Source organism: Nocardia sp. PLKS1-43, assembly GCF_059510335.1.
Genome location: NZ_JCAJZQ010000011.1, coordinates 1 through 26,949 on the forward strand (window position 1 = coordinate 1; position 26,949 = coordinate 26,949).

The following is a 26,949-nucleotide window of genomic DNA, read 5'->3' on the forward strand; positions in this document are numbered from 1 at the left end:
TGACTCCCAGCTGAACAGAGACGCTTCGCCGCTGGGCGCGTTGGTCATCGCCTCGCTTCGCATCGGTGGGGTGCGGTCGGTTTGGGCTGTGCCTCGGAGGTGTTGGCGCTGGGGTTTTTTGGCTTCGCGGGTGACTCCCGGCTGAACGGAGGTGCTTCGCCGCTGGGCGTGGTGGTGGCGTTTTGCTTCGCATTGGTGGGGTGGGGTCGGTTTGGGCTGTGCCTCGGAGGTGTTGGCGCTGGGCTTTTTTCGCTTCGCGGGCGGCTTGCGGCCGGGGCGGGGACTTTCCTGTTGTGCGGCGTTGGTGTTTCGGCTCGCTTAGGCGGGCTTTCGGTGTTCGAAGCGGTCTCGGTGTGTGGTCGGGGCTCGGCCTTCAGGCGTATGGCGCAGGTGCCGGTGGGGTGGGGTTTCGGCGGCTAGCATCGGGATGTGAGTTCGGGGCAGGAGGGCGCGGTGGGGCCGGGGTTCGTTGTGTGCGGGGATAATCCGCTGGTTTATCAGTTGGCGTTGCGGCTGGTGACGCGGTTCGCGGGGGCCTCGGTGACGGTCGTGGTGCCGAATCTGGAGGGAAGTTACATCCCGCAGCTCGAACGGCTCGAGCGGGTGCGGATCCAGTGCGCGGCGCGGATCGACGAGAAGACGTTGCGGGCCGCCGGAGTCGCCGAGGCGCGGGCGTTGGCGCTGGTCGATCAGGCGGATGTGGACAACTTCCACGCCGCGCTGCGGGCGAACGAGCTGAACCCGGGGATCCGGTTGGTGATCCGGATGTTCAATACCGGCTTGGGTTTTCGCATCCGGACGTTGTTCGCCGACTGCGTGGTGCTGTCGATGTCGGAGATGGCGGCGCCCTCGTTCATCGCGGCGGCGGCCACCGAGACCGCCTTCGACTATCTGCGGCTCGCCGATCGCACGCTCTACGTGGGGAATTCGGCCGATACGCCGGCGGATCGGGTGGTGTGCGGACTTGTGGAGGGGCCCGGTTCGGAGATCGCGTTGACGCCCGTCGCGCCGGCTGCCGGACGGGTGCTGGCGCTGTCGGGGCGCGAACCGTATTCGCCAGGGGCGCCGCGAGTCTGGATGAGCCTGATCCGATATCTGGTCCGGCACGACCTGATTCGGCTGCTGATGGGATTGATCGCGCTGATCGCACTCGGCTGCTGTCTGCTGGTCTTGGTCGGAAGTGGCTGGGGCGCAGCGGTATACGAGACGATGCTGGATGCGGCGGGTTCGGCCGCGCCGGAGCCGGAGAAGACCGCCACGTTCAAGGCGGTGCAGCTGGGCATCACCTTCCTGGGCCTGGCGATGACGCCGGTCGTCACCGCGCTCGTGGTGGGCGGGGTGTTGCGGGCGCAGTTGTCCGATATCACCGTGCCCGATCCGGCTCGTTTCACCGATCACGTCATCGTGGCCGGGCTCGGCAACGTCGGCAGGCGCGTGCTCGAGCAGCTCAGCGACCTCGGTGTCCGGGTGGTCGGACTGGATCACGACGAGAACGCGCGCGGCGTCGCGCAGGCGCGGGCGCTCGGGGTGCCGGTCGTCATCGGCCAGGCCACCTGGGACGACACGCTACAGGCTGCGGGAGTTTCGCGGGCGCGCGCACTCGTGCTGGCCACCAGCAGCGATGCGGTGAATCTCGAGGCCGCCATGCTCGGCCAGTCCTATCGCGACGATCTGCGCGTGGTGCTGCGCCTTTCCGACGACGACCTCGCCGACCGGGTGCAGCGCAGTCTGCAGAAAGCGGTGGTGCGCAGTGTCTTCCAGCTCGCCGCCGACGGTTTTGCCGCGGCGATGAGCGAGCGCCGGGTGATCGCGACACTCGCGGTCGGCGCGGCCACCCTGATGGTCGCCGAGCTCCCGGTACAACCGGGTTCGGACCTGGTCGGCAAGCCGCTGGACACCGCGGACCTGCCCGAACACACCCGGGTCATCGCCATGCAGCGCAGCGGGGGCGCGGGCCTCGAGTGGCAGCCGGCCCCGGATACCGAACTCGCGGAGGGCAACCAGATCGTCGTGGTCACGACCCGCACCGGACTGGGAGAGTTGTTGCAACGCAGCGAAAGCGCCGAGGGGGATACGCCCGAGCCTGACATCCTCAGCGCGTAAACCCTTCGCGCACTGCGATATTCGGCATGTCCGGCCGGATTCGCCGACCATGATCCGCCCGGCCCCGGCTGCTGATTGTGGCCGTCCGCTGGACCCCGCCGACGGAAACGGCGAAGGTTGCTCGCCGGGTATCGCCACACGTGTGGTCCGTTTCCCATCATCCTGTCGATGGGAACAGCGCAGGTCGCTGCTCCGGCGTTTTCGCGCGGGTGGCTGGTTTTCGGTTTTCGGGTGGGCTTGTCGGTGGGGTGGTGGCGGAGGCTGGTTGTCCGACATCGTCGCAGGTGCGGGTTGTTTTCCGATTGGCCTGTCGATGGGGTGACAGCGAAGGCTGCTTGCCCGGCGTCGTCGTACGTCGGTGCGCTCGTGCCTCGGTTGGGGCCGAAGGCGCGAGCGCGCGGGAGCGGAGAGGTTGGACCGCTCGCGCGGTAGCGTGCCCGCATGGAGACTGTTCCGATTCAGGTGCCCGATGGTAGTACCGTGCCGGTGCGGTTGATCGCGGCGCGAGGGCAGCACCGGCATCCGATCACGCCGGACGCGCCTCGGGCCGTGGTGGTGATCATCCCCGGGCTCGGGGTGCCGGGGATCTATTACGGCGATTTCGCCCGTGAGCTGGCCGGGCGCGGGGTCGACGTGGCGATCGGGGAGCTGCGCGGCAACGGCGACAGCCGCCCGAAACCGGACGCGGGCAGCAGCTACGGTTACCACGAACTCGTCTCGGTGGACTTCCCGGCGATCTTCGAGGTGGTCCGCGAACGTTTCCCGGACAGCACTCCGATCCTGCTGGGGCACAGCATGGGCGGGCAACTCGGTGTGATGTACGCCGCGCGGATCCGCGGACGCCTGGGCGGGCTGATCCTGATCGCTTCGGGCACACCGTATTTCCGCGGATACAGCGGCGTGTTCCGATCCGGAATGCTACTGGGCCCGGCGGCCATCTCGCTCACCGCCAACCTCGCCGGCTTCTGGCCCGGCGACCGCATCACCGCCGGTGGATTCGGCCGCCAGTCCAAGGTGCTCATCTCCGATTGGGCCCGCCTGGCCCGCACCGGCCGCTTCGTCCCCGTCGGCGCGGATATCGACTACGAGGAACGCATCTCGCGGCTGAAACTTCCGGTGTTGTCGATCACCGTCGAGGGTGACGATCTCACCCCGCGCGGCTCGGCCGCACATCTGCTGGAGAAGTTGCCGAACGCCGCGGTGACCACCTGGCACGAGCCGAAACCGTTGGGGCACAACGGATGGATCACCGACCCGCGCAGCACGGTCGACCGGATCGAAACCTGGCTGCGGGACCGGTGATTCGGCCGCGCACGATGATCTGCGTGAAGAACTCGTAGATCAGTGCGCGACTGATGCAGTGCCATCTGCTTGTTGCTCCATGAGGATCTGCGTGAAGAACTCGTAGATCAGCGCGGCCTGGAACGCCATCTGCTTGTTGTCGGCCGCGCCGCCGTGTCCGCCCTCGATGTTCTCGTGGTACCAGACGGTGTGGCCCTGTTCCTCGAGCAGCGCGGCCATCTTGCGGGCGTGCCCGGGGTGGACGCGGTCGTCGCGGGTGGAGGTGGTCAGCAGGATCGGCGGATAGGGCCGGTCGGCGCGGGCATTCTGGTAGGGGGAGTACTCGCTGATGTACTCCCACTGCTCCGGATCGTCCGGATCGCCGTATTCGGCCACCCAGGATGCCCCGGCAAGCAGCAGGTGGTAGCGCCGCATATCCAGCAGCGGCACCTGGCAGACGATCGCGCCGAACAGTTCGGGATACCGGGTCAGCATGACGCCCATCAACAGCCCGCCATTGCTGCCGCCCACCGCGCCCAGCTGCGGCGCGGTCGTAATACCGCGTGCCACAAGGTCTTTCGCGATCGAGGAGAAATCCTCGTAGACCCGGTGCCGATCGGCCTTGAGGGCCTGGGTGTGCCACTGCGGCCCGTATTCGCCGCCGCCGCGGATATTCGTCATCACCCAGGTACCGCCGCGCTCGAGCCAGCCCATCCCGGACGCGCCGTTGTAACCCGGCGTGCGCGAGATCTCGAAGCCGCCGTAGCCGGACATCACCGTCGGCCCGGCCTGCCCGCGCCGGTCGCGATGCCGAATCACGAAGTAGGGCACCATCGTTCCGTCATCGGACCGGGCGAAGAACTGTTCGGTCTCGATGCCCTCGGCATCGAAGTAGCCGGGCTCCTGTTTGAGCAGCGTGGTCGGCCCGCCCACCGACCCGGACAGCAGCGTGGCGGGCGTGGTGAAACCGCTGGAGGTGAGCATGAATTCGTCGCCGCCCTCGAGCGGATCGAGATTCATCACGTTGGTGGTCGCCATCGGGGGGACGTCGGCGAGGGATTCGCGCGTCCAGCCGTCCTCGCTCGGCGTGAGGACGTAGAGCCTGGTCTGCACGTCCTCGAGGGTGATCAGCAGCAGATGGTTCTCGGTCCAGCCGTAGCCGTGCAGCGCGGTGTGCTCGTCGGGGGTGAAGATGGTCTCGAAATTCCTTGCCCCATCGAGGAATTCGTTCAGGCCCAGAGTGATCAGCGCGCCGGCGGGATAGGTCGTGCCGCCCACCTCCCATGGTGTCTTCAGCCGCAGCAGCAGCCAGTCCCGGTACCAGGACACCGATGCGTCGGTGGGCGTGTCCAGGCGGCGGAGTCGATGGCGGTGTTCGCGGGGCCCTTCGTGGTTACGCAGGCTGCCTCCTTCGGGCCCTGACGCGCCCACCGCGGGGGTGCCGTCGTCCTCGATCAGATAGGCGATCTCGTTGTAGAAATCCGTTGCGCGAGAGACGAAATGGCGTTCGTATCCGGGAGTCCGGTCGTATCCGGCCGAGACCGCGACATCGCTCGCCTCGCCCTCCAGGATGGTGTGCGCATCCGCCAGCGGGGTGCCGCGCCGCCAGCGCTTGGCGATTCGCGGATAGCCGGAGTCGGTGAGCGAGCCGGGACCGAAATCCGTTCCGACATAGACCGAGTCGGCATCGATCCAGCTCAGCTGCGATTTGGCCTCGGGGAGGTAGAAGCCGCCGTCCTCGGGTGCGCGGAACTGCTTGGTGCGCAGATCGAATTCCCGGACCACCTTGGCGTCCGCGCCGCCGCGGGACAGGCTGATCAGCGCCAGGGACTGCGCGGGCCGCAGCACCGCCGCGCCGGCCCATACCCAGTTCTCCTCCTCGGCCGCGGCCAGGGCGTCCAGATCGATCAGCACCTCCCAGTCCGGGCGCTCGGTCGCGTACTCGGCGAAGCTGGTTCGCCGCCACAGGCCCTTGGGATGTTCCGCATCACGCCAGAAGTTGTAGAGCCAGTGCGCGCGCCGGGTCGGATACGGGATGCGAGTGTCGGTGTCGAGCATGTCCAGGATGCGATGCTCGAGTTCGTTGAACCGGTCGGTGGTGGCGAACCGCTCCACGACCACATCGTTGTGCGCGCGGGCGAAATCCAGCGCCCGATCGCCCGTCACCTCCTCGAGCCAGAGGTAGGGATCGGTCTGCTGTTCCTGCGCGCCACTCATAGCTGACATTCTGGCAGGCAAATGGGGCGAACTTGCCCCCGGATCCCTACCAGATCCCGCTTCTTCGAGGAATCCGCGGTGCTGGGAGATCTGCTGCGCCGATTGCATCGGCTCGAACGCCCGCCCGGTGTGGACCTACCGGTGTGGACGCCGTTCGCGCATGTCGCGGCACGGCTGGCCAAGGCGCCGATCCCGGCCGCGGATGCGGAGTTCTTGCGGCACAAGGTGAGTGAACTCGAGCAGGACATCGAGCGGCTGCAGTTCCGGTGGCCTGCAGGGCCGTTGCATGGGGACGCGCACATCCAGAACGTCATGATCGCGGACGGTGAGCCGCCGGTGCTGATCGATCTGGAGGCGTTCGCGTGGGGGATCCCGGGGTGGGATCTGGCCAAGACCGCCGCCGAGGCCAGCATGGGGATGTACAGCGACCGCGACTACGCCGCGTTCACCGCCGCGTACGGATACGACCTGACCACCTGGAGCGGCTTCCCGGTCGTGCAGGCGGTGATGCAGGTGAAGATGGTGACCTGGATGGGGTAGAACGTCGACCATTCGACCATTCCCCCCACGTGCGCGCCGAGTACGACAAACGGATCCGTACCCTTCGCACCGGCGTGCTTACCGAGCCCTGGCGCCCAGTCCGACCCTCCCCCGCGGTTGACATCGAGCATCGACACTGATGCACCACAACCGATTTCGAATTGATCCGGTCAGGGGTATGTCGGCCCGCCGCCAGTGGATGTGGACGTTCATGGAACCGATTGGTCGCTCGATGCGTCCTAGGGAATGCGTGATCCACGCACAAAGGACCACCGGTCAGTTTTCGGCGGTAGCGGGCCGGCCTACCTCGAGGTTCTGGCGTGCGCATGGTCACCGTTGGCCATCCCACGCACGAACCAGGAAGCGCTTTTTGGATCTCACAGAGCGGTACCCGCATGCTGGTCGATGTCATCGGCTCCAACGAGTAGGAGGCACACCCCATGCCCGACGCGGCCGCGCCCACGTTCGCGATGGTGCCCGAAACGGTGCGCTCAGCAGGCGCATTCGTCCAGCAGACCGCCGAGGCCCTGGTATCGGGTGTGCACTCCGCAGATACCGAGGTCCAGGGCCTCACGGCAAACCTGGAAGGGTGCCGCGGCCGACGCTTATCTTGCGGCCTGGGAGGACACCCGTAAGGCCGCGGTGGAGGTGCTGGAAGCCCTGCACACCATGGCGGACCTGTTGGGCGTGACCGCCGCGAGCATCACCGGCCAGGACACCGCCCGCGCGGCGGCCACGACGGCGCGCGTTTCCTCCCTCGACCTGCCGTAAGGAGCATCCCCATGAGTGATCCCAAGCGCGGATACAGTGTCGACCTCGAGCACCTGGATGCGGTCACCGCCCGCATCGGCGGCCTGCACGGTTTCATCACCGATTCCCTGGCGGGCCTGGATTCCAGAATCGCCGCCGCACACCAGGATTGGACCGGCGCGGCGGCGGACAAGCACACCGAGGCCCACCGCGAATGGGCCAAAGCCGCCACCGAGGCCGCCGCCGGCATCGCCGCGATGCGCGCCGCCGCCCAGACCGCGCACACCGCCTACAGCGACGCCATCACCGCCAACCACAAAACCCTCGGAATCTGACGCGTGACCACGATCGACGTGCAACCGTCCATCTACTACACCGCCGCCTCGGCCCTGCACACCTCGGCGGTGAACCTGTACAACGCGTTCAACGGCCGGGCCGATGCGCTGGACGGGTGCGCGTCCATGGCTGGGTCCTACGACGAGGCCAAATCGTGGGCGGCCGGGTACGACGCCAACGCCCACCAGGCCCTCGATTCGATGTTCACTCTCGCCGAGACGATGGATGCCTACGCGGGCGCGTTGCGCACCATCGGCTATAACCACCAGCTCGCGGACTGGAACGCCACCACAGGCGACAAGGGCGCCGCGCCGGTCAAACCTGCCGATCCGCTTCCGGCGGTGCTCTCGTGCCGCAAACCCGCACCCTCGGCGGGCGGGCCCGGCAACGGCCTGTCCGACGCGATCCACCTCGCCGAGAAGGTCGGCATCACCATTCCGGACGGTGACCTGGACAAACTCGCCGCGATCGCGGGCACCTGGGCCGCCCTGCAGAACGATCGCGCCATCGGTGCCCTGGCCGATGGGATCGGCCGCGTCATCTCCTCGGTATCGCTGGTCAAGTCCCCCGAGGCCGCCCAGGTGGTCGAAGACCTGCAAGGGATGAAGCTTTCGGCGAGCACGATCGCGGGCGCGTGCGGCGAGATCGCGACGTCCTGCCAGACCCACCACGACGACCTGCACCGGCTCCGCGAACAGCTACAGAAAAAGCTCGAGGAACTGGCGAAAGAGCTGATCGAACAGGTCGGCGTCACCCTCATCCTCGGTGCCGTCGCCAACTGCCTGACCGCCGGTTTGGCCACGGTGGTGACCGCCGCGCGGATCGCGAAACTGGTGGACGAGTTCGCCGTCCCGATTCGAGACGCGGTTACCGGGTGGCTCAAGGCGCGGAAAGCGGAAAAAGAATACGACGCCACCAAAACACTCGCGGGCCTCGCCAAAAAGGACCGCGACACGGCCGCGCGATTGCAGAAAGCCGAAGCGCAGGCAAAAAAGGAAGCCGAAGACAAGGCGAAACAGAACGCCAAAACCCAGACGGCCAGCACCGGCGAACCACTCACCGCCGAAGATGTGCGGATCCTGAACCAGGGGCCCACTCACATGGGCGACGGCCAAGGGAGTACCCAAGACTTGATTGCCGCTATCCGGGAGAATCGCGTCACCCCCGAGATGCAAAAAAGTATCAATGAATACAACAAGGCGCTCGACAAGCTCCCCAACCACCAGGGTGCAGTGTTCCGGCACACGAACCTCACCCCGGAACAGCTCGCCAGGTACAAGCCTGGGCAGCCGGTCACCGAGGATGGATATACGTGTACCACCACCAACCCGGCGGGCACCAATGGTGGAGTGAACAATGGCACGAACGTACTCGAGAACGGGAACCAGAAAGTCGAATACCAGATACTCAGCAAAACCGGAAAGGACATACACAATTACGGCGGCACCAGTGACGAAATCCAATTCAAGGACCACACGGATTTCTTCGTGCACAATAAATACTGGAGCCCCGAGAAAAACAAGTGAATCATCATCATGGAAGAAATGCCAAAATAGAAGGAAAGTCATGCCGGAACATTTCGCAGGAAAAACCTTTTACACCAAGGAAGAAGCCGAAGCGCTCGGCATGAAAATCCCCGAGCACGGCCCCGAACGCACCGCCGAACTCATGGCGTACTTCGCCGCGGCCGAGGCTGCCGCCGTGCCGATGCCCGAGGGCACTCCCACCTATAAGGACAGTCCCAACTATGTAGATGACCTGGTAGGAACCGAATTCGAAGGCTGGACCGTCGACCCTGACACGGGCGAATGGCGCGATGCCCAGGGCCGCCCCGCCTACGACGCGGACGGCCAGCGGATCCACTACACCGACACCCCCGGGGAGGGCGTGTGAGCGCCGAACACGACACCAGCCCCGCCACAGGTACCGAGCGGACCGGCAAGCCTCGGACGGCCCGGTACATCTGGTGATGGATATCGGCACGTGGTACTGGTAACCACCCGTATTCAGCGACCCGCGTTGCGGCGGGCTCGACGTCCTGGGTGACCGCCCTGGCCGCGGCGGGCCTGCATGTCGATGGAGCGGCCGAGCATGTCGACCACGGTCTCGTCGCGGTTTTTCCACGGTCCGGCGGTCAGGCCAGGCACATACGGTCCCGTGCGGTCCAGCGGGCGCGGGGGCTGCCGAGCCGCGGCTCGTTGAGCAGAGCACCGGAAGGCGAGGGCTGGCAAGGAGAAATCGACGGCATCGATCTCACGCTCACCTTTCTGCGGGAAAAGCGCAACGACGCACGGAGATTCACCCAGAACTCCCAGGTCGGCCTCGGAATCTCAACGCCGAGACGGAGAAATTCATGACCTGCTCAGCCCGCCGCACGCCACTCAGGGGTCACGCAGCCTTCCTCGTAATGCCACCGACCATCCTCAGCACCTTGGACCACGAGCTGTTTCACGGCCCGCACATCAACGCTCGCCGGCACGTTCAACGCGACCAGGTTGAACCGGTTGAGTCCCTCACCTTCGACCCCCAGCCGAGCGAACGTCTCGAGCACTATCCGCCGCTTCTCCTTGGAATCGCCCTCGCCCAACGGGACGAGGCGAATTGTGCAGTTATCAGAGCACGTCACAGCATCCTTGACCCAGAAAAGTCCGTCCTCGTCGGACTCCACCCGAACCACGTCGCCAGCGGCGAACCCCCGAGCGAACAACGGAATGTTGTCCAGTTCAACGCAGCCATCGTCGCGACGAACGGCCCACACGGTCTCGACCCCGACAGGAGGCCACCCGTCTCCGTCGCTGGGCAGCTCGAAGGCCACCTTCACACGGGCTACGCCGTCGTCGGTCACCCATTTCTCCTCGCCTGCCGTCACTCGCACAGCATGCTACGGCCGTGTCTGCGGATTGACAGGTGCAGAGAAGGGACTACACCCGCGTGCAGCGGTCGTAGCGATCGGTCATGTCACCGCAACAGCTTGGACGATGGCCGGGTAGCGGGTGTTCAGCAGGTCGACGAACTCGGCGAGCGCGGGATGCCGGTCCGCGCCCGGCGGCAGCCGGTGGTAGAAGTCGTGCAGATATTGCAGGTAGCGGGCCGATCGCAGGTCCCCGCCGTTGACGACCGCGGCGGCCGCGAGGGATCCGGCTTCCTCGAGGTCGCCGGCGACCAGTGATCCGTCGGCGGCGACCATCTGGATGAACGCGCGGGTGCGGGGCGGGGTGTTGTCGGTGAGGGCTGCGGCGACGAATGTCTTTGTCTGGGGCGCGATTTGCAGGTCGCGCCAGCAGTGGCTGGCATCTCTGGCGAGTTCGTAGTAGCCGGTTCGTCGCCGTGGCGGCGTTCGAACAGCTTCTCGGCGTGATTGATCGCGGCCGCGGTGCCCGTCTCGTTGGACAGGCTGGCCAGGGCGCGGGCTTCCATCATCACGGCCATGGTCTCCACGCTGGGGCTGTTGCGACCCTGCAGCGCCGTTTGGGCGGCTCGGGTGTATATCACCGCGTCGTCGAAGCGGCGCACGAAGTTGGCCTGGTGCGACAGGTTCGCCAGCAGCCGGGCGCCCATCAGCTGGTCTTTGCCTTCTTCGGCCAGGCGCAGGGCTTGGATGAAGTAGCGGATCGCGGCGGGGTGGCGGTCGGCGATAGCGGTGCCGGACACCGGGCTCGAGCGCGGCCGCGGCCGCCGCGGCGGCGGGGGATTGGGCGAACAGGAAGCCGGTCACCACCTGGGAGACGCCCATGGTGGTGATCTCAAGGGACCACCGCCAGCAGAACGGCGGCTACTCACACAGTGAGCAGTCCGGGCGCCATGGTGGCGGCCCCCAGAGTGGGAACTTGACCACCCGGGCCTTGGGCGCATCGAGGCTAGCCTTCCGGGGATGAGCACGGTGCAGTCCGACAACGTTCCCGGGCGAGGAGGCAAGCGACCACTCCGATCACAGCTCGGCTGGCATCTGTTTCTCGCCTGCACTGCTGTGGCTTGCGTGGGCCTGCTCGTCCACAGCACCGACCCGGCCGGCGCCGGGTCGGTGCTGTGGAAATTGTTCTTGATCGTCGCTGCGGTTGCGTTTTTCTTCGGAATGATCGGTTACCTGGCCCGGGTGGTCGTATCCCGGCGGCTTCGAGTCCCCGAACTCGGTCCTCTGCTAGCGCCCGCGCTGGTGGTGGCGTGCACGGTGGTTGCATGGAGCGCGGACCTACCGATCCTTGTGCGCTGGCAGTTCTCCGAGCACAGCTTCGATGATTCCGCACGAAAGGTGCGCAACGGTGTCGATCCGCGGACGTTCGAAGGTCACCGGCTCGGCCTCTACCGCGTCGACGATACGGACCACCCGACCTCGAGCATCTACCGCGACGCCTCGGGTATCTATTTCCAGACCAGTCCCGCTGCGGGTTACTGCTCGGACGGAGCCGGGTTTGCCCAGCTCACCGGCGCAACTCGCGCAGGTCGCAAACTCCATCACCTCAGCGGTGACTGGTATTGGTATTGCTTCGACAGCGGTGATGAGAAAGCAATACTGCCGGACCATCCCATCGGGGGATGACGTTGCCTCGTGGGACGATCCGAGAGAATTCCGTATTCATCAGGCCACCGCCGGATACAGGAACTGGCAGCAGCTGGGTTGCCCTCATCGGCATTCGAGATAGAAGACCCCGATGCCCTGGGGCCAGACTTCGATCCGTATCTGGAAGCAGAGCGGCTCTTCGGAGGCAACGACTGACGTTCGAGCTGGATCAGCGGGTCTCGCCGGTGAGGCGGCGGCGAATGTCCTGGACCGCAAGCAGTTGCGCCCTCGCATCGCCGTCGTTGCGCTCGATCTCGGACAGCAACTCCAGCAGCTCGCGAATGCCCATGCGAACTCCCCACAGGCCGCAGCTTCCTGACGAGGCCGGCTCAGGTCGGGCGCACGCGCGAATACTGTAGCGACGCCTGCCGTAAACGAGCGTCTCGGCGCCGACTGGCTAGCGCTCGAACGAGCGCTCCGCCGCTACGATTCGGGCGCAACGGCTGAGTGCTCGGTCCGCCTCATCAGCCGGTGGAACGTCACCGAAAGGTACTCCGGCGAAATCTGTACGCCCATAGGGATCAGCAGGAATACCAGACAACCCCACATGGCAATGGCGAAGCTCCACAGGCCGATGACCAGTCCGATGCAGAAGTGAAGCAAGAAACCGGCGGTCAGGATCGCAAGCCGAAAGCGAGGCCGCAACAGGATGCTGATGCTAGCCGCGACCTCGATGAGAATTGGGACCCAGGTCGATATCGCTTCGAGGACCGGCTGCTCGGTAACCGAGTACACGAAGCCCCGAGACCAGGACGGAGCACCGAAGGTATCGTTCCGGGTCCAGTAGTACATGGCGGTGCCATCCAGCCAGAAACCATGGCTCAGCTTCGAGATTCCACTCTGCAGATAGACCCACGATACCTGGATCTTCACCAGTGCGATCGCGATTACCGCCACCGTAGCGCCGAACCGCCTCTCCAGACCGTTCGATTCGATATCCCCGCGATCGGGTAGCCAGTGCCACTTCCGGCTGTCCGTGAGGCAGACCGGAATGAGCAACAGCGCGACTATCGCGGATATCTGGTCACCCCCCTCTGGTGCGGCCGAATTATAGAAGAAGCTTATTGCCAAATACCAGTGCGGCAAACATGTCCATCGAGGGCGCCACCCCGAGGCCACGACCGCGAGCACCGCGACAGCGCCCCAGCGTTCGACCTCGAGGTAGCCCTGTCCCGCAAGGCAGAAGAACCCGGCACCAGATAGCCCGGAACAGTGGACCGCCGCAGCCGAGCCGTTGATCGGGAAGAAAAGGTAATTCGACGGCGTGCAGAGCAGAGTGAGCAACGGGCTCAACACGAGAATGGATCGCGCCAGTCCGTACACGTTCGACCACGGCACGGGCAGTGACAGATCGCCGCGGAATGACTGTCGAAAATACTTCGTCATTCGCAATGCACATCCAATCGGACGGCCCGACTGTTCACGGTCGGGCCGGCGACCAGGTTTCGGTACCCCCAGGGAACGATATCGCGTCCAAGTACCAATACCGGGCCGCAGTACGTGGGGTTCGGCTCTGGATTGCGCACGGCAATCGCCGCAGGGGCAACGCGCAGACAATCGTCGTCGGGTTCCAAGCAGCGGGACCAGTTGCCGGCGGCGACCTGACGGAGGATGAAAGCAAGCTCCGGGCCTTGCCTACGCGATGTGCGGTCGAGCCCGGCCACGTTGCCGAGTTGTGAGAACGGGCCGCGATCCAGGGAAACCAGACGATCTCCGCGCACGGCATAAACTCGGTGTTGTTCCTCTCGAGGTGTCCGGATGAAGAAGGCCCAACCCTGTGGAAATGCCTCGGTCAGAACTCCCGCGACACCGACGGCGTCCGCTGACGGATGCAACACATTGCCCGGAAGCTGCACACCAGCGGTGAAAAACGTCAGCAATCCGATGGGCACCAGCAAGGCGCAGAACAGTTTTTTTGGGACCGCGACTCTTGTCGGAATCATGCGCTCGAACTCCACATCGCGTAGACAAATCCTGGTCAGACGGCCTGATCGAATACGGTTACAATATCCGCGATCATATGTTCACGACTGAAGTCGCCGGAAGCGGACGAAACCACCCCGGCCGCCTTGAAAGCGTTGACGTTGACGCCGACATTTTCATTTACACCGACATTGATATTGACGTAGACGTTCTGATTGATATGAAAATTCGAATACCATCCGGGCGGCTCCGCGTCGTCACGAGCGGATACGACACCGCTATGACGCAATCGCTCGGAAATCCCGCCGATTGCAGTCGCCACGGTGAACGGATTGCCCGATCGGACCTGCTGATCGAAGTTCGTGAAATACCGAGGATCGCTCGAGGCGATATCATCGACGATTCGGTCGGCTGCGGCAACGCTGGCCGCAGTATTATGCGAGGCATATCCTGACGCATAGAAGGACGCCATGTCCGTTTTTTCTCCGAGAGCTTTGGCGTAATTCCCTTGCCCGAAGACGATCGCACGAAAGGCCTGCTGACCGTCCCCAGCATTAATCGGAGCAGCCTCAACGGTGCCGGCTGGATGTCCGGGCGACATCGCAGTGAATGCCGCTATACCACCTCCGACGATCGCGCCGGTGGCGACAACCGCAGCGACAGCAATTCTTGGATTGATCTTCATGATTACCTATCAACTCGATACCCGACCGATGCCGGGTGAGTGACTGGAAACCTATCCGCGCCACACATACTATTCAAGCGCACGCTATGTTGTCGCAGGTGCCGACACTGAATTCGCGTCCGCACCGGAAATCGATGCATATCTGCGGACATCGTTACGGCCGCCTCGATTCCACCAGTACAGTTACCCCATGCGAGTCGATCCTGCGGTTCAAAGCCTGAAGATAGTCGAAATGCTGCACGAGAGTCGGTTCGCCGATGTTTGCGCCATGTTCCCGGAGGAGCCCGGCGGGAGCCCGCCGACCGAATATCTCGGTCGCCTCTGGGCCGAGGCGGTCGACCATAACGGCCCTATCTCCACAATCGGCACCCCGAGCACTGAACCAGCCGGAATGGGAAGAACTCTGGTCAAAGTCCCCGTGCTGTGTAAAGGCGGCGGGTTCGGGGTGCTGCTGTCGCTCGATGAGGGCGGGCTGCTACAGGGCCTACGCCTGGGCACGCTCGAAGAGGCGGCGCCGCTGGGCCCGTGGACGCCGCCGGATTATTGCGATCCCACGACGTTCACCGAAAGTGATGTTCTAGTTGGCGATGGCCAGCTCGCCGTACCCGGCACATTGAGCCTGCCGAAAACCGGAAATCGGGTGCCTGCCGTTGTGCAATTGCCCGGGTCCGGGCAGATGGATCGCGACAGCTCGCTGACGCACAGCCGGAACAAACCTCTCAAAGATGTCGCGTGGGGAATCGCGAGCCGGAAAATAGCTGTGCTGCGATTCGACAAGGTCACCTACGCCCATCCCGATAAAATCGACTTCAACGATTTCACTCTCGCTGTCGAATATATGGACCACGCTGTATCAGCGATCCGGATGCTGCGCCGCCACCCCTCTATCGACCCTGCGCGGATATTCCTGCTCGGCCACAGCGCGGGCGGGACGGTAGCACCGCGTATCGCACAGATCGATACGGAACTTGCCGGTCTCATCGTTCTCGCTGGTGCGACCGTTCCGTTGCATCGCACACTGGTTCGCCAGTACCGGTATTTCGCGTCGCTGCAGCCTGGCGGTGATGTGGACGCCGACCCTGCCGTACAAGAAGCGACCCGGCAGGCCGCCCTGATCGACAGTCCCGAATTCTCGGCGACAGCTCCGGCCGGCGAGGTGCCGCCCGGCGCTCCCGCGGCGTATTGGCTGCAATTACGGGACCTCGATCCGGTCGCAACCGCTGCGCGGCTCGACAAGCCGATGCTCATACTGCAGGGCGGTCGCGACTACCAGGTCACCGTCGATGACGATCTGATCCGCTGGCGGAACGGTCTCGGGGATCGAGACGATGTCACCATCCGGGTATACGACTCCGATAATCACCAATTCTTCAGCGGGTCGGGCCCTTCCACTCCGATGGAATACATCCCGACCCAGCACGTCGATCCGGCGGTCATCGCCGATATCGCGCATTGGGTTCTCGCCCACTGAGGTGATCTCAGCAGGGTAGGCAACGATTTCGTGTGCTGCAGTGGAAGGTGTTAGGCGACACGCCAATTGGGTGTTGATGAGGACGTGGAGTCCATGGTAGACGGGTTCTCACCACAAGATCCATCTGCATAGCTTGGCTAGTGGTCGCCTATAGAGGCTGTTTGAGAAGGTCTGCTCTGGTGTGCTGTAGGGTTGTCGACGGCTGTGGGCCAGTGACGATCACCGGGCGGGTTCGTTGCTCGTTGATGCTGTGAGAATTGTTCGACAGCAACACTATTCGGCGTGTTGCGGCAGTATTGGCGGCGGGTTGCTGATATCGCTGAGTTGTCTACGCCCGCGATCACAACAACAACCCGCCGATGTCATTGGACCTTGCCGGTCCGCTCCAGCGGGCACCGGGTGCTGGCTGCACCTGCGGCTGCCTCACCCGCGCCCGCCGCTACCCGTCCGACACCACCGACGCCGAGTGGAGGGTGCTGGCCGGGCTGCTGCCGATACGCCTCGCGCTGACCAAGCTCGGTGGCAGACCGGAGAAACACGCCCGCCGCGCGATCGTCGACGCGATCTTCTACCTGGTCGACAACGGCATCAAATGGCGGGCCCTGCCTGCCGACTTCCCGCCCTGGCAGACCGTCTACGCGCTGATGCGCCGCTGGTCCGACGACGGCGCGACGGTGACCTGGTCGACCTGCTGCGCGGCGATCTCCGCACCGCATTGGGCCGCAACACTTCTGCGAGCGCGGGGTGCATCGACTCACAGTCGGTGCACAAGTCCGCCGAAGGCATCGTCGGCCGCGACACCAGCGGATTCGACCACTACAAGAAGGTCAACGGCCGCAAACGCCACATCGTCACCGACACCCTCGCCCCTGCTGGTGTCGGTACTGGTCACCCCCGCCTGCATGCAGGACCGTGACGCCGCCTGGAAGCCGCTATACTGGGCCGCCCGCCGCGGCATCCGGCACATCTTCGCTGATCACGGCTACGAAGGCCCGCTGACCGATCGTTGCGAAGACCTGCTCGGCGTCGCTGTCGAGATCGTCCACCGGCCACGCGCGAAACCCGAGGGTTTCCAAGTCCTGCCTCGCCGCTGGGGTCGTAGAGCGGTCTTTCGCCTGGATCAGCCGGCGCCGACGCTGCGCTCGCGACTACGAACGCCTACGCCGCCAGCACATCTCGATGGTCCGATGGGCCGCCATCCTGCAGATGACCCGACGCCTGGCCCGCATAACACAAACCTAAGTAATGCGAGTTCACCCCTTTTGCCTGACAGAACTGACACTCTTACCGAGGACGTCGCGGTCCTCGCGACGAACTGCTGTGCGCATTCGTGGCGGGTCACCACCCACGGCGGCGAGAGCGGGCGCGGTGACTAGACTCGTCGCCGTGACTTCCCACTACGATGTCGTCGTTCTCGGCGCCGGGCCCGGCGGTTACGTCGCCGCGATCCGTGCCGCACAGCTCGGATTGCGAACAGCGGTCGTCGAGCAGAAATACTGGGGTGGGGTGTGCCTGAACGTCGGGTGCATTCCGTCCAAGGCCCTGCTGCGCAACGCGGAGCTCGCGCATATCTTCACCAAGGAAGCCAGGACGTTCGGTATCTCGGGCGAGGCCAGTTTCGACTTCGGCGCGGCGTTCGACCGCAGCCGCAAGGTCGCCGACGGCCGCGTCAAGGGCGTGCACTTCCTGATGAAGAAGAACAAGATCGATGAGTACGACGGGGCCGGTACGTTCACCGACGCCCACACGCTCTCGGTCGCGTTGAGCAAGGGTGGCAGCGAGACGATCACGTTCGACAACGCGATCATCGCCACCGGCACCGAGACCAAGTTGCTGCCGGGTACGTCGCTGTCGCAGAACGTGGTCACCTACGAGGAGCAGATCCTCACCCGCGACCTGCCGGGGTCGATCCTGATCGTCGGCGCGGGCGCGATCGGCATGGAGTTCGCGTACGTCCTGAAGAACTACGGCGTCGACGTGCGGATCGTGGAGTTCCTGGACCGCGCGCTGCCGAACGAGGACGCCGACGTCTCCAAGGAGATCACCAAGGCGTACAAGAAGCTGGGCGTCACCATCACCACCGGCGCCTCGGTGCAGTCCATCGAGGACAACGGTTCGAAGGTCTCCGTCTCGATCAAGGACAACAAGTCCGGTTCGGTCGAGACCGTCACGGTCGACAAGGTGCTGCAGGCCGTCGGTTTCGCGCCCCGCGTGCAGGGTTACGGCCTGGAGAGCACGGGCGTGCAGCTCACCGATCGCGGCGCGATCGCGATCGACGACTACATGCGCACCAGCGTTCCGCACATCTACGCGATCGGTGACGTCACCGCGAAACTGCAGCTCGCGCATGTCGCCGAGGCGCAGGGCGTGGTCGCGGCCGAGACCATCGCCGGCGCCGAGACCCAGGCGCTGGGCGACTACCGGATGATGCCGCGCGCCACGTTCTGCCAGCCGCAGGTCGCCAGCTTCGGCCTCACCGAGGAGCAGGCCCGCGCCGAAGGCTACGACGTCAAGGTCGCCACCTTCCCGTTCACCGCCAACGGCAAGGCGCACGGCCTGGGCGACCCGACCGGTTTCGTCAAGCTGATCGCCGACACGAAGTACGGCGAACTCCTCGGCGGGCACCTGATCGGCCCCGACGTCTCCGAACTCCTGCCCGAGCTGACCCTCGCGCAGAAGTGGGATCTGACCGTCAACGAGCTGGCCCGCAACGTCCACACCCACCCGACGTTGAGCGAGGCGTTGCAGGAAGCGATCCACGGCCTCGCGGGCCACATGATCAACTTCTAGGATTCGTAACCTTCAGGTGCCCTTCGGTTTTCGGACCGGAGGGCACTTTCGCATCCGCGACCGCTATCGGAAATCGGCTGTCGCGGCGCTGATCCTTCCCGACGCGTTTCCGATACTGACCGAATATTTCTCGAATGTTCCTGTCGCCCAGCGCAATCGGTCTTTCGTCGGTGAGCGGCCGAGCCATTGGTTCGGACCGGCTGGCGGAGGGACTCTGCGGCGGTGAGATCGACGGCAACAGTATTCCGCGAGGTTTGCGGCAGCGAGCGGGCGTTGCCCGGGAATTCACTCGCGGCGGTAGGCGGCCTGGGCGGCGCGGACGACGTCCATGTTGCCTTCCAGGATGACGATCAGGTCGTGAATTTTTTCGGCTACCTGGGCACCGAGGTCGGTGAGGGTGTACTCGACGTGCGGGGGGATGGTGTGGTGGGCCTCGCGATGAACCAGGCCGTCGCGTTCGAGAGTTTGCAGGGTCTGGGAGAGCATGCGTTCGCTGACGCCGTCCACGCGGCGGCGTAGCGCGTTGAAGCGGTAGGGGCCCTCGCGCAGCGCGGCCAGGGCCAGGATGCCCCAGCGGCTCGCGACATTCTGCAGGACGGGACGCGAGGTGCAGTTCCGGGCGAAGACATCGGGTTCCAGCGAATCCAGTGCCGCGTCGGCGCTCTGGGTCGGCTGGATGTCCCGCGTGCTCATGACAGCAATACTACCCATCGGCATGGTAGTGACATGTCCCACAGTAGTTGCGGAATGCAATGTACTTACGAATAGTTAGTGCCAGACGAATCGTACCTACTGAGGAGGTAGATGTGACTGTCGCCGTCACCGGAGCAAGTGGTCAGCTGGGTCGTCTCGTGATCGAGGCGTTGTTGCGCAGGAATGCCGGACCGGTCGTCGCGATCGTCCGGAACCCGTCAAAGGTGGCCGATCTGGCCGAACGCGGAGTGGAGGTCCGGCAGGCGTCCTACGGCGATGACGAGGCGTTCGACCGCGCGCTCGCCGGGGTCGATCGGCTGCTGCTCATCTCCGGCACCGACTTCGGCGACCGGGTCGCTCAGCACACCGGCGTGATTCGCGCCGCCGAGCGCGCCGGGGTGCAACTGCTCGCATACACCAGCATTCCGCGGGCCGACGAGAATCCGATGGCGCTGGCCCGGGAACACCGCGACACCGAGGCGGTATTGGCCGAATCGACTGTGCCCCACGTGTTTCTGCGCAACAGCTGGTACTGGGAGAACTACACCGACCGCGTCGCCGCGGCGGCCGAGCACGGCGTGCTGCACGGCAGTGCGGGCGAGGGCCGGGTCTCCGCCGCTGCCCGCGCCGACTATGCCGAGGCCGCTGCCGCGGTACTCACCACCGACGGGCACGCCGGCCGCAGTTACGAACTCGGCGGCGACGGTCTCACCTATCCCGCTCTGGCCCAGGTGATTTCGGAGGTCTACGGCGAACCGGTCGGCTACTCGGACGTACCCGAGTCCGAATACGCCGCGGTGCTGGAAAACAACGGCCTGCCGACCCCGGTCGCCCAGATCCTGGCCGACGCCGACACCGGCATTCGCAACGGCTGGCTCGACGTCACCTCCGGTGACCTGGCCCGGCTCATCGGCCGCCCGGCGACGCCCGCGGCCGATGTCTTCCGCGCCGCCGCCGCGAAGTAATTCGTCACTCGCCCCGAATCCGGCTTCGGCGCAGCGGGTTCGAGGCTAGTGGTCGGTTTGGATGCGCAGGGCGGTGATGGTGCTGGCCAGGCCCTCGTATTGGTTGGTGAGCAGGACGATTTCGATGAGGCGCTGCTCGTCGTAATGGGCGGACAGCGCCGACCAGGCGACGTCGTCGATATCGCGGCTTCGCACCAGTTGGTCGACGGCGGTCAGGAGGGCGCGCTCCTTATCGGACCAACCGGAGGCCTCGGGGCCCTCGCGGAGGCGGTCGAGGATTTCGCGGGTCACTCCGGCGCGTTTACCGAGACGGATGTGGTGATCGGTCTCGTATTCGCAGTTGCGCAGGTGGGCCACGCGCAGGATGACCAGTTCGGTTTCGTACCGGCGCAGCTTGCCGCCCGGCATGAGGCGGCCGGAGAAGTGCAACCAGCCGCGGAACAGGCCCCCGGTGCGGCCCAGGGTGCTGAACAGATGGGCGTCGGGAGTGCCCGCCGCACGCGAGAGTACTTGCCAGGCAACCCAATTCACCGGACCGAGTTCACGCAGGCGGCCCGGTTCGATACGCGGCTTCGTCGTCACCATGCCTCACGCTAACAGGTGCTCGCGAGCGGAGGCCACGGTCGATGCGCGGCTCGGTACGGATATCGGGCATGAGGTGCGAGACCTCCCCTGGTTCCGCCGCGTTCGTCCGGCTCTACGTCGTGATCATCGTCGCCACGGTGGTGGCGCTGGCCGTCCTGTCGGTCACCGATGCCGCCGCGGCCACGAAAGGGGCCTGGTACATGGTGTGATCGTGATGCTGTTCGCCGTACTGCTGCCGCTGCGGTTGCGTTCCGCGCGATCGGGTAGCCGCCGGGCCTGCGGGCCGTGGGGTTGATCGCCGCGGTTCTGTTGCTGGTCAATGTCATCGAGGCGTTGGTGCCGGGAATGTTCCCCGGGTGGATGCGCGTCGAGGTGGTCCTCATCGCGGTGCTGATGGGGCGAAATCCGCAGAGCCGTCGCCGATTCGGTGGACATGTCCGCGCCGCTTCCGCTGGTACTACGGGAGACGATCCTGGGCGCTGTGGACGGCATGCTCGCCTATCTGGACGCCCACCCCTCGGTCGATCCGCGACACTACGCCGCACAGTTCGCCACGGCATTTCTCGAAGGCCTGGGAGCCGGTAACGATTCCGGATAGCCACCCGGGACGGAAACTGTTGCGGCCCGGCCGGCATCGGAAATAGTGGCTGGACAATCAGGGTGAATACCGCGATGATCGCCCGGTACTGCTGTTCGATTCCGGGGTCGATTATATGTCATTGTTGGGAAAGTCCTTGGCGGCCATGGTGCTTGCGGCCACTGGGGCCGTTGTCGTGGCCGGCGCGGGGATCGCGAATGCGGCCGGAGATCTGTACGGCGCGATCGCTACCGGAATGGATCATGCCGGTTCGGCAGTCGACTACCCGAACCAGGCTGCGGCGGATAAGGCCGCTCTGGCCGCGTGCTCCCGGACGGGCGGGCGCGCGTGCGTGGTGCTGACTCGGATGCACAACGAATGCGGCTCACTGGTCGAAACGGACGTGCAGAACGCGGTGGGGCCCTTCGTCGTCTCGCCCACGATGCGCTCCTTCTACACGGGAACCGGTCCGACGCGCGCTGCCGCGGAGCAGAAGGCGAGATACGTCCCCGACCACCAACTCGACGAGCCGTGGGCCTTGCGGGTCGTCAGGCCGGCGTTCGTGGTGGACACCGTGTGTACCGCCAACGCCGGGTGAATCGGCCGGTCGGCTAGTACGACTTCGAATGCGGGACCACCTGCGGGGCCGCGGGGGTGTAGGTGTGCTGTTGGACGGCGGGTGCCGTGGTTTGTGCTTGTTCGGTGGGGGATTCGGCGGTATCGAGCGGGGTTTCCGCGGTTGAGGTCGTCGGGGGCGGTTGCGTGGTTGTCGGTGTAACTGGTTGTGAGACAGCAGAAGTCGAGCGGGTTTCGGTGGGTGTGGTCGTGTTGTCGCGCAGCGTGTAGGCCACCCCTGCCACGCCGATGGCTGTCACCAGAACGCCCGAGCCCGCCGCGAGCGCGAGCCGCCGGTACCGGGGGGAGCGGATGGCGCCGGCGCTCGGTTCCGCCGGGGGGCGAGTGGTCGTCCGTACCTCCGCCGATTCGATGTTCGCAGGTGCGGACATCGGCTCGCCGTTCGGCGGCAGGGACCGCGGCATCGACTCGGCCACCGGTCGCGCGAGCGTGGGCACGGCGAGCGTTGGACCCGGGACCGGCCGTGCGGATTCCCAACGCACGGTCACCGCGGCCGGGGCCAGACAGCGGATTGCCGCCTCGGCGAGGGCGGTGCAGGTGGGGTAGCGGTCCTGTGGTGACTTGGCCAGGGCCGTGGCGATCACGGCATCCATTTCGGCGGGGAGTTCGGGGCGCAGCGCGCGTGGTGCGGGTGGCGGGGCGGTCAGGTGTGCGCCGATGACCGCTGCCTGGTCCTTGCGGGGGAAGGGCGGCCGGCCGGTCAGCAGCTGGTACAGGGTGCAGCCGAGGGAGTAGATGTCGGCGCGGCGGTCGGCGGGAGAATCGGTGAATCGTTCGGGAGCGGCGTAGGCGAAGCTGGCGGCGATTCCGGACATGGTCACGGTGTCGTCGAGCGTGCGGGCGATGCCGAAATCGGTGAGTACCGCGCGCTCGTTCTGCCGGTGGTCGGTCTCGATCAGCAGATTCGCCGGTTTCACGTCCCGGTGTAGCACTCCCTGATCGTGCGCGTAATCCAGTGCGCGCGCGGCATCGTCGATCAGCCGCGCACCGCGCTCGGGGGCCAGGCCGTCCGGATGTTCGCTCAGCAGTGCGGCCGCGTCACCGCCGTCGACATAACGCATCGCCAGCCACAGATCCGGATCGTCGGCGGCATTGCGGTCGTAGACGGGGACGATATTGGGATGATCGAGCCCGGCCGCGAGGTTCGCCTCGCGATCGAAGGCGGAGCGCGCCTTGGGATCCAGAGTGAAGGTGTCGGTCAGTACCTTCAGCGCCACCCGGCGGCGCAGCCGCGGGTGCCCGGCCAGATACACCGTGCCCATTCCACCGGAGCCGAGCAGGCGTTCGATGGTGAACTCGTTGAACACCGCCCCCGGCTGCAAAGCCACCACCGAACCTCCCCGACGCACACGGCGACCGCGCTGGTGAACTGTGCTGCGGCCCAGAGGGAATGTAGCGCAATCGAGGTTGTACTGTCCTCGACAATACGGTGGCCATCGCCTCGGTTGCGATGGTGCGCGAGGGCGGGAACGGTCCTACCGCAACACGTATGGGGAAATCGAGCTGCGGTGTTCGCTGATGTCGAGGGATTTGCCCAGGGGTGGGAAGGCGCGCTGCGGGCAATTGGCGCGTTCGCAGACACGGCAACCCGCGCCGATGGGGGTGACCTTGGGATCGTTGAGGTCCAGGCCGTCGGCGTAGACGACACGTCCGGCATGGCGGAGCTCGCAGCCCAGGCCGATGGCGAAGGTCTTGCTCGGCTCGCCGTAGCGGGTCGCGCGGCGTTCGACGGTGCGCGCGATCCACAGGTAGCGCCGGCCGTCGGGCATCTGCGCGATCTGGGTCATGATGCGTCCGGGATAGGCGAAGGTCTCGTAGACGTTCCACAGCGGGCAGGTGCCGCCGGAGGAGGAGAAGTGGAATCCGGTGGCGGACTGGCGTTTCGACATGTTCCCGGCACGGTCCACGCGCACGAAGGAGAACGGGACGCCGCGCAGTTTCGGGCGTTGCAGGGTGGAGAGGCGGTGACAGATGGTCTCGTAGCTCTGCGTGAAATGCGCTGAGAGGCGCTCGATGTCGTAGCGGAAGTCCTCGGCGATCTCGTGGAAATGCGAGTACGGCAGCACGGTGGCGGCGGCGAAGTAGTTGGCCAGGCCCAGCTTCGCCAGGATCCGGGTGTCCTCGGAGGCGAAATTGCCCTCCTCGACCAGTTTGTCGATCAGTTCGCCGCATTCCAGATAGGCCAGCTCGGCGGCGAGTTTGAACACCCGCTGTCCGCCCGAGAGGTGCGGAGCGATCTCGAGTCGCCCGGCCTCGGCGTCGAAACGGTGTAATACGCCCTCGCCCAAGTCGATTCGCTCGATGATCTGGACGCCGTGCACGGTGGACAGCCGGCGGGCTATCTCGCGCTTGAGATCACCGCCGTGGAAGCGCATCCGGTTGGTGAGTTCCTCTGCGGCGGTGTCCAATTCGTGGATGTAGTTCTGCCGCTGATAGAAGAAGTCGCGGACTTCCTCGTGCGGGCGGGAGATCGCGCCCGAACCGCTGCCGTCCGAGAAGCGGTCCTCGGTCGCCGCGGCGAGCTGGGCGGTGGTGTTGCGGTAGCGGCGGTGCATATTGACCATCGCGCGCGCCAGGCTCGGATGCGCCGAGACCATATCGGCGATCTCCTGCGCGTCGGCCTCGATGGCGAGCTCCTGGTCCATCACCACCTCCTGCAGCTCGGCGATCAGCCGGGTATCGTCCTGCGAGGAGAAGAAGCTGGTGTCGACGCCGAAGACCTCGCTGATGCGCAGCAGCACCGGTACCGTCAGCGGGCGCACGTCGTGTTCGATCTGATTGAGGTAGCTCGCCGAGATCTCCAGCTTCTTGGCGAGCGAGACCTGGCTCATACCTCGCTCCGCCCGCAGCTGACGAAGCCGCGACCCGACATAAGTCTTGGCCATATGTCCACTTTAGGAAGCCTTCGCAGAGTTGCCAATACTCGATTAACAAATCTGCTGAGCAATATGTCACAGCCTCGCGCTACGGTCGGATTCGTGCTGCTCTCGGACGTCGTGGAAGCCTCGCGAACCGTGCGGGCGACCGCATCGCGCAAACTCAAGATCGCCACCCTGGCCGACCTGCTCGTCCGGGCGGCCGGCGATGAGCTGGCCCCGGTCGTCGCGTGGGTTTCGGGGGAGCCGACCCAGGGGCGGCTCGGCGCGGGCTGGCGCACGTTGTCCGCGATCGACGCCGCTGCGGCCACGCAGGAGGCGCTGACCGTGGTCGAGGTGGAACATGCCCTGGACGAGTTGGCGGCCGCCGCGGGTAAGGGCTCCTCGGCCCGTCGTCAGGAATTGCTGACCGCGTTGTTGAGCGCTGCCACGGAGCCGGAACGGGAGTTTCTGGTGCGACTGCTGACCGGTGAGCTGCGCCAGGGCGCGCTGGCCGCACTCGTCGCCGAGGCGGTGGCCCGCGCGGCGCAGGTGCCGGTGGAACAGGTGCGCCGGGCGTACATGCTGTCCGGGCGGTTGCCGGTGACCGCGGTGGCGGCGATGACCGGAGGTGCGGCGGCGCTCGCGGAGTTCGGCCTCGAAGTCGGGCGCCCGATCCGGCCCATGCTCGCCTCGCCCGGTGCGACCCTGGACGGGGCGCTGGCCGCGTTCGGCGGCGAGGTGAGTGTGGAGTACAAACTCGACGGAGCGCGAATTCAGGTGCACCGCAAGGGGCCCCAGGTGTGGGTATTCACCAGGACGTTGCGCGATATCACCGCCGGAGTGCCCGAACTGGTGCGACTCGTCACCGAATTACCCTGCGAGAGTGTGGTTCTCGACGGCGAGACGCTGGCATTGGACGATTCGGGCCGGCCTCGGCCGTTCCAGCAGACGATGAGCCGATTCGCGACCTCCGATATCGCGCCGATCGTCGCGGGACAGCCGATCACCTCGACGCGCGATCTGCTGTTGCATCCCTATTTCTTCGACTGCCTGCACCTGGACGGTGCGGACCTGCTCGACGCGCCGTTGTCCGAGCGTCGCGATGCCTTGGCGAAAGTAGCTGCGGCGCATAGTATTCCGGCGTTGGTTCAGCCGGACGCCGAGGTCGCCGCGGACTATTTCGACGCCGCCCTGGCCGCCGGACACGAGGGGATCGTGATCAAATCGCTCACCGCGCCCTATGCGGCGGGACGTCGCGGCCGGGCCTGGCAGAAGATCAAACCCACGCACACGCTGGATCTGATCGTGCTCGGCGCGGAATGGGGATACGGCCGCCGCACCGGTTACCTGTCCAATCTGCACCTGGGTGCGCGCGATCCGGACGGTGGTGAACCGATCATGGTCGGCAAGACCTTCAAGGGTCTCACCGACGCCCTGCTGCGCTGGCAGACCGAGGAGTTCCCCCGTCACGAGCGCACCCGCGACGCGCACACCGTCTACCTGCGGCCCGAGCTGGTCGTGGAGATCGCCCTGGACGGAGTGCAGGTCAGCTCGCGCTATCCGGGTGGTGCGGCGTTGCGATTCGCCCGGGTCCTGCGGTACCGGCCGGACAAGGAAGCCGCCGACGCCGACACCATCGAGGCCGTGCGAGCACTGCTGTAATTCGCGCCCTTCCCGGCTGCGGCGGGTTCGCGGCCCCGAGGGGCTCACCGTTCGGTCCAGTGCCGGGTGCTCGTTGCTCGCGCCCGCCACGCGTCCGACCGGTGAGGCGGGCCGCGAGCTGCGTCGGATCGGCTTCGCTTCGCTGGGGCGGGTTAGTGGCCCGGGTCTCACTGTTCGGGGTCGTGTCGGGGTATTCGCCGGTCGCGCCCGCCACGCATTCGACCGGCGAGGCGGGTCGCGAGCTGTGTTGGATTGCCTCCGCTTCGCTCCGGCTGTTCGCGGCCGCCGAGGTCTCATCGTTCGGTCCCGTGCCGGGTGC

The 26,949-nt window shown here is 65.6% G+C and carries 27 protein-coding genes and 1 pseudogene; 16 read left to right on the forward strand and 12 right to left on the reverse strand.

Going from position 1 to position 26,949, the window contains the following annotated elements; all coding sequences use genetic code 11:
• Positions 1-429 precede the first annotated feature (429 nt).
• Together AC5WS7_RS30110 and AC5WS7_RS30115 are read left to right on the forward strand one after the other, a co-directional pair.
• A complete protein-coding gene (locus tag AC5WS7_RS30110) occupies positions 430-2,103 on the forward strand; it encodes an NAD-binding protein (protein WP_495957986.1) in 1,674 nt (557 codons plus the stop codon).
• A gap of 441 nt (positions 2,104-2,544) precedes the next feature.
• Positions 2,545-3,405, forward strand: coding sequence for an alpha/beta hydrolase family protein (locus AC5WS7_RS30115; protein WP_495957987.1), 861 nt, complete (start codon positions 2,545-2,547; stop codon positions 3,403-3,405).
• 39 nt (positions 3,406-3,444) lie between these two features.
• On the opposite strand, the gene AC5WS7_RS30120 is transcribed toward AC5WS7_RS30115, so the two are convergent.
• Complete coding sequence (locus AC5WS7_RS30120; protein WP_495957988.1) at positions 3,445-5,601, reverse strand: prolyl oligopeptidase family serine peptidase; 2,157 nt, start codon at positions 5,599-5,601, stop codon at positions 3,445-3,447.
• Positions 5,602-5,679: 78 nt separating this feature from the next.
• Here AC5WS7_RS30120 and AC5WS7_RS30125 point away from each other — a divergent pair, with 78 nt between their 5' ends.
• From AC5WS7_RS30125 to AC5WS7_RS30145, 5 genes are all read left to right on the forward strand, one after another.
• Positions 5,680-6,141 (forward strand): phosphotransferase family protein, encoded by a 462-nt coding sequence (locus AC5WS7_RS30125; protein WP_495957989.1) that lies wholly within the window; start codon positions 5,680-5,682, stop codon positions 6,139-6,141.
• 537 nt (positions 6,142-6,678) lie between these two features.
• Entirely contained in the window at positions 6,679-6,912 is a 234-nt protein-coding gene (locus tag AC5WS7_RS30130; protein ID WP_495957990.1) for a WXG100 family type VII secretion target, read from the forward strand.
• Positions 6,913-6,923: 11 nt separating this feature from the next.
• A complete protein-coding gene (locus AC5WS7_RS30135) occupies positions 6,924-7,226 on the forward strand; it encodes a WXG100 family type VII secretion target (protein ID WP_495957991.1) in 303 nt (100 codons plus the stop codon).
• 3 nt (positions 7,227-7,229) lie between these two features.
• Positions 7,230-8,753, forward strand: coding sequence for a cell envelope integrity TolA family protein (locus tag AC5WS7_RS30140; RefSeq protein WP_495957992.1), 1,524 nt, complete (start codon positions 7,230-7,232; stop codon positions 8,751-8,753).
• A 40-nt stretch (positions 8,754-8,793) separates the two neighbouring features.
• A complete protein-coding gene (locus tag AC5WS7_RS30145; RefSeq protein WP_495957993.1) occupies positions 8,794-9,120 on the forward strand; it encodes a hypothetical protein in 327 nt (108 codons plus the stop codon).
• Positions 9,121-9,233: 113 nt separating this feature from the next.
• Here AC5WS7_RS30145 and AC5WS7_RS30150 read toward each other — a convergent pair whose 3' ends face one another.
• The 4 genes and pseudogenes from AC5WS7_RS30150 to AC5WS7_RS30165 all read right to left on the reverse strand — a co-directional run.
• Positions 9,234-9,374, reverse strand: coding sequence for a hypothetical protein (locus AC5WS7_RS30150; RefSeq protein WP_495957994.1), 141 nt, complete (start codon positions 9,372-9,374; stop codon positions 9,234-9,236).
• A gap of 215 nt (positions 9,375-9,589) precedes the next feature.
• On the reverse strand, positions 9,590-10,072 hold the full coding sequence (locus AC5WS7_RS30155; protein ID WP_495957995.1) for a DUF4265 domain-containing protein: 483 nt from the start codon (positions 10,070-10,072) through the stop codon (positions 9,590-9,592).
• 108 nt (positions 10,073-10,180) lie between these two features.
• Complete coding sequence (locus AC5WS7_RS30160; RefSeq protein WP_495958242.1) at positions 10,181-10,414, reverse strand: hypothetical protein; 234 nt, start codon at positions 10,412-10,414, stop codon at positions 10,181-10,183.
• 134 nt (positions 10,415-10,548) lie between these two features.
• Positions 10,549-10,878: pseudogene (locus tag AC5WS7_RS30165) on the reverse strand (NsdA family TPR-like regulatory protein); the annotation flags it as partial.
• 388 nt (positions 10,879-11,266) lie between these two features.
• Here AC5WS7_RS30165 and AC5WS7_RS30170 point away from each other — a divergent pair.
• Positions 11,267-11,764 carry a hypothetical protein gene (locus AC5WS7_RS30170; RefSeq protein WP_495957996.1) on the forward strand — a complete coding sequence of 166 codons (498 nt, stop codon included), beginning with the start codon at positions 11,267-11,269 and terminating at the stop codon, positions 11,762-11,764.
• A gap of 444 nt (positions 11,765-12,208) precedes the next feature.
• Here AC5WS7_RS30170 and AC5WS7_RS30175 read toward each other — a convergent pair whose 3' ends face one another.
• Genes AC5WS7_RS30175 through AC5WS7_RS30185 form a run of 3 tightly spaced genes read right to left on the reverse strand, consistent with a single transcriptional unit; the run spans position 12,209 to position 14,393 of the window.
• The gene (locus AC5WS7_RS30175; RefSeq protein ID WP_495957997.1) at positions 12,209-13,171 is read right to left on the reverse strand and encodes a sporulation-delaying protein SdpB family protein; all 963 of its coding nucleotides are present in this window, start codon (positions 13,169-13,171) and stop codon (positions 12,209-12,211) included.
• On the reverse strand, positions 13,168-13,743 hold the full coding sequence (locus AC5WS7_RS30180) for an SdpA family antimicrobial peptide system protein (RefSeq protein WP_495957998.1): 576 nt from the start codon (positions 13,741-13,743) through the stop codon (positions 13,168-13,170). The genes AC5WS7_RS30175 and AC5WS7_RS30180 overlap by 4 nt, the downstream gene beginning before the upstream one ends.
• Before the next feature lie 20 nt (positions 13,744-13,763).
• On the reverse strand, positions 13,764-14,393 hold the full coding sequence (locus AC5WS7_RS30185) for a sporulation delaying protein family toxin (RefSeq protein WP_495957999.1): 630 nt from the start codon (positions 14,391-14,393) through the stop codon (positions 13,764-13,766).
• A gap of 190 nt (positions 14,394-14,583) precedes the next feature.
• Here AC5WS7_RS30185 and AC5WS7_RS30190 point away from each other — a divergent pair, with 190 nt between their 5' ends.
• The 3 genes from AC5WS7_RS30190 to lpdA all read left to right on the forward strand — a co-directional run bounded on the left by AC5WS7_RS30190 (position 14,584) and on the right by lpdA (position 18,654).
• Positions 14,584-15,864, forward strand: a complete 1,281-nt coding sequence (locus AC5WS7_RS30190) for an alpha/beta hydrolase family protein (RefSeq protein WP_495958000.1) — start codon at positions 14,584-14,586, stop codon at positions 15,862-15,864.
• Positions 15,865-16,223: 359 nt separating this feature from the next.
• Complete coding sequence (locus tag AC5WS7_RS30195; RefSeq protein ID WP_495958001.1) at positions 16,224-17,240, forward strand: transposase; 1,017 nt, start codon at positions 16,224-16,226, stop codon at positions 17,238-17,240.
• 10 nt (positions 17,241-17,250) lie between these two features.
• Positions 17,251-18,654 carry a dihydrolipoyl dehydrogenase gene (gene lpdA, locus AC5WS7_RS30200; protein WP_495958002.1) on the forward strand — a complete coding sequence of 468 codons (1,404 nt, stop codon included), beginning with the start codon at positions 17,251-17,253 and terminating at the stop codon, positions 18,652-18,654.
• A gap of 285 nt (positions 18,655-18,939) precedes the next feature.
• Here lpdA and AC5WS7_RS30205 read toward each other — a convergent pair whose 3' ends face one another.
• Complete coding sequence (locus tag AC5WS7_RS30205; RefSeq protein ID WP_495958003.1) at positions 18,940-19,347, reverse strand: winged helix-turn-helix transcriptional regulator; 408 nt, start codon at positions 19,345-19,347, stop codon at positions 18,940-18,942.
• Positions 19,348-19,460: 113 nt separating this feature from the next.
• Between AC5WS7_RS30205 and AC5WS7_RS30210 the strand changes: the two genes are divergently transcribed.
• Positions 19,461-20,312, forward strand: coding sequence for an SDR family oxidoreductase (locus AC5WS7_RS30210; protein ID WP_495958004.1), 852 nt, complete (start codon positions 19,461-19,463; stop codon positions 20,310-20,312).
• 45 nt (positions 20,313-20,357) lie between these two features.
• Here the strand turns inward: AC5WS7_RS30210 and AC5WS7_RS30215 are convergent, their stop codons facing one another.
• Positions 20,358-20,897, reverse strand: coding sequence for a carboxymuconolactone decarboxylase family protein (locus AC5WS7_RS30215; RefSeq protein ID WP_495958005.1), 540 nt, complete (start codon positions 20,895-20,897; stop codon positions 20,358-20,360).
• A gap of 68 nt (positions 20,898-20,965) precedes the next feature.
• On the opposite strand from AC5WS7_RS30215, the gene AC5WS7_RS30220 reads away from it, so the two are divergent.
• From AC5WS7_RS30220 to AC5WS7_RS30230, 3 genes are all read left to right on the forward strand, one after another.
• A complete protein-coding gene (locus AC5WS7_RS30220) occupies positions 20,966-21,106 on the forward strand; it encodes a hypothetical protein (RefSeq protein WP_495958006.1) in 141 nt (46 codons plus the stop codon).
• A gap of 224 nt (positions 21,107-21,330) precedes the next feature.
• Positions 21,331-21,495: a hypothetical protein gene (locus tag AC5WS7_RS30225; protein WP_495958007.1), complete on the forward strand. Its 165-nt coding sequence runs from the start codon at positions 21,331-21,333 to the stop codon at positions 21,493-21,495.
• Between the two features lie 115 nt (positions 21,496-21,610).
• Positions 21,611-22,072 carry a DUF4189 domain-containing protein gene (locus tag AC5WS7_RS30230; RefSeq protein ID WP_495958008.1) on the forward strand — a complete coding sequence of 154 codons (462 nt, stop codon included), beginning with the start codon at positions 21,611-21,613 and terminating at the stop codon, positions 22,070-22,072.
• Positions 22,073-22,085: 13 nt separating this feature from the next.
• Here the strand turns inward: AC5WS7_RS30230 and AC5WS7_RS30235 are convergent, their stop codons facing one another.
• Complete coding sequence (locus AC5WS7_RS30235) at positions 22,086-23,438, reverse strand: serine/threonine-protein kinase (protein ID WP_495958009.1); 1,353 nt, start codon at positions 23,436-23,438, stop codon at positions 22,086-22,088.
• A gap of 147 nt (positions 23,439-23,585) precedes the next feature.
• Positions 23,586-24,995 carry an acetate metabolism transcriptional regulator RamB gene (gene ramB / locus AC5WS7_RS30240; protein ID WP_495958010.1) on the reverse strand — a complete coding sequence of 470 codons (1,410 nt, stop codon included), beginning with the start codon at positions 24,993-24,995 and terminating at the stop codon, positions 23,586-23,588.
• A gap of 93 nt (positions 24,996-25,088) precedes the next feature.
• Between ramB and AC5WS7_RS30245 the strand changes: the two genes are divergently transcribed.
• The gene (locus AC5WS7_RS30245) at positions 25,089-26,630 is read left to right on the forward strand and encodes an ATP-dependent DNA ligase (protein WP_495958223.1); all 1,542 of its coding nucleotides are present in this window, start codon (positions 25,089-25,091) and stop codon (positions 26,628-26,630) included.
• The last annotated feature ends 319 nt before the right edge of the window (positions 26,631-26,949 follow it).

Bases quoted from the DNA above. Each gene is read 5' to 3' on its own strand.
- ramB (WP_495958010.1), bottom strand. From the start codon at position 24,995: ATGGCCAAGACTTATGTCGGGTCGCGGCTTCGTCAGCTGCGGGCGGAG.
- AC5WS7_RS30225 (WP_495958007.1), top strand. From the start codon at position 21,331: ATGTCCGCGCCGCTTCCGCTGGTACTACGGGAGACGATCCTGGGCGCT.
- AC5WS7_RS30215 (WP_495958005.1), bottom strand. From the start codon at position 20,897: ATGGTGACGACGAAGCCGCGTATCGAACCGGGCCGCCTGCGTGAACTC.
- AC5WS7_RS30220 (WP_495958006.1), top strand. From the start codon at position 20,966: ATGAGGTGCGAGACCTCCCCTGGTTCCGCCGCGTTCGTCCGGCTCTAC.
- AC5WS7_RS30135 (WP_495957991.1), top strand. From the start codon at position 6,924: ATGAGTGATCCCAAGCGCGGATACAGTGTCGACCTCGAGCACCTGGAT.
- AC5WS7_RS30160 (WP_495958242.1), bottom strand. From the start codon at position 10,414: ATGGTCGCCGCCGACGGATCACTGGTCGCCGGCGACCTCGAGGAAGCC.
- AC5WS7_RS30120 (WP_495957988.1), bottom strand. From the start codon at position 5,601: ATGAGTGGCGCGCAGGAACAGCAGACCGATCCCTACCTCTGGCTCGAG.
- AC5WS7_RS30175 (WP_495957997.1), bottom strand. From the start codon at position 13,171: ATGACGAAGTATTTTCGACAGTCATTCCGCGGCGATCTGTCACTGCCC.
- AC5WS7_RS30115 (WP_495957987.1), top strand. From the start codon at position 2,545: ATGGAGACTGTTCCGATTCAGGTGCCCGATGGTAGTACCGTGCCGGTG.
- AC5WS7_RS30230 (WP_495958008.1), top strand. From the start codon at position 21,611: ATGTCATTGTTGGGAAAGTCCTTGGCGGCCATGGTGCTTGCGGCCACT.
- AC5WS7_RS30190 (WP_495958000.1), top strand. From the start codon at position 14,584: ATGCGAGTCGATCCTGCGGTTCAAAGCCTGAAGATAGTCGAAATGCTG.
- AC5WS7_RS30205 (WP_495958003.1), bottom strand. From the start codon at position 19,347: ATGAGCACGCGGGACATCCAGCCGACCCAGAGCGCCGACGCGGCACTG.
- AC5WS7_RS30145 (WP_495957993.1), top strand. From the start codon at position 8,794: ATGCCGGAACATTTCGCAGGAAAAACCTTTTACACCAAGGAAGAAGCC.
- AC5WS7_RS30195 (WP_495958001.1), top strand. From the start codon at position 16,224: ATGTCATTGGACCTTGCCGGTCCGCTCCAGCGGGCACCGGGTGCTGGC.
- AC5WS7_RS30185 (WP_495957999.1), bottom strand. From the start codon at position 14,393: ATGAAGATCAATCCAAGAATTGCTGTCGCTGCGGTTGTCGCCACCGGC.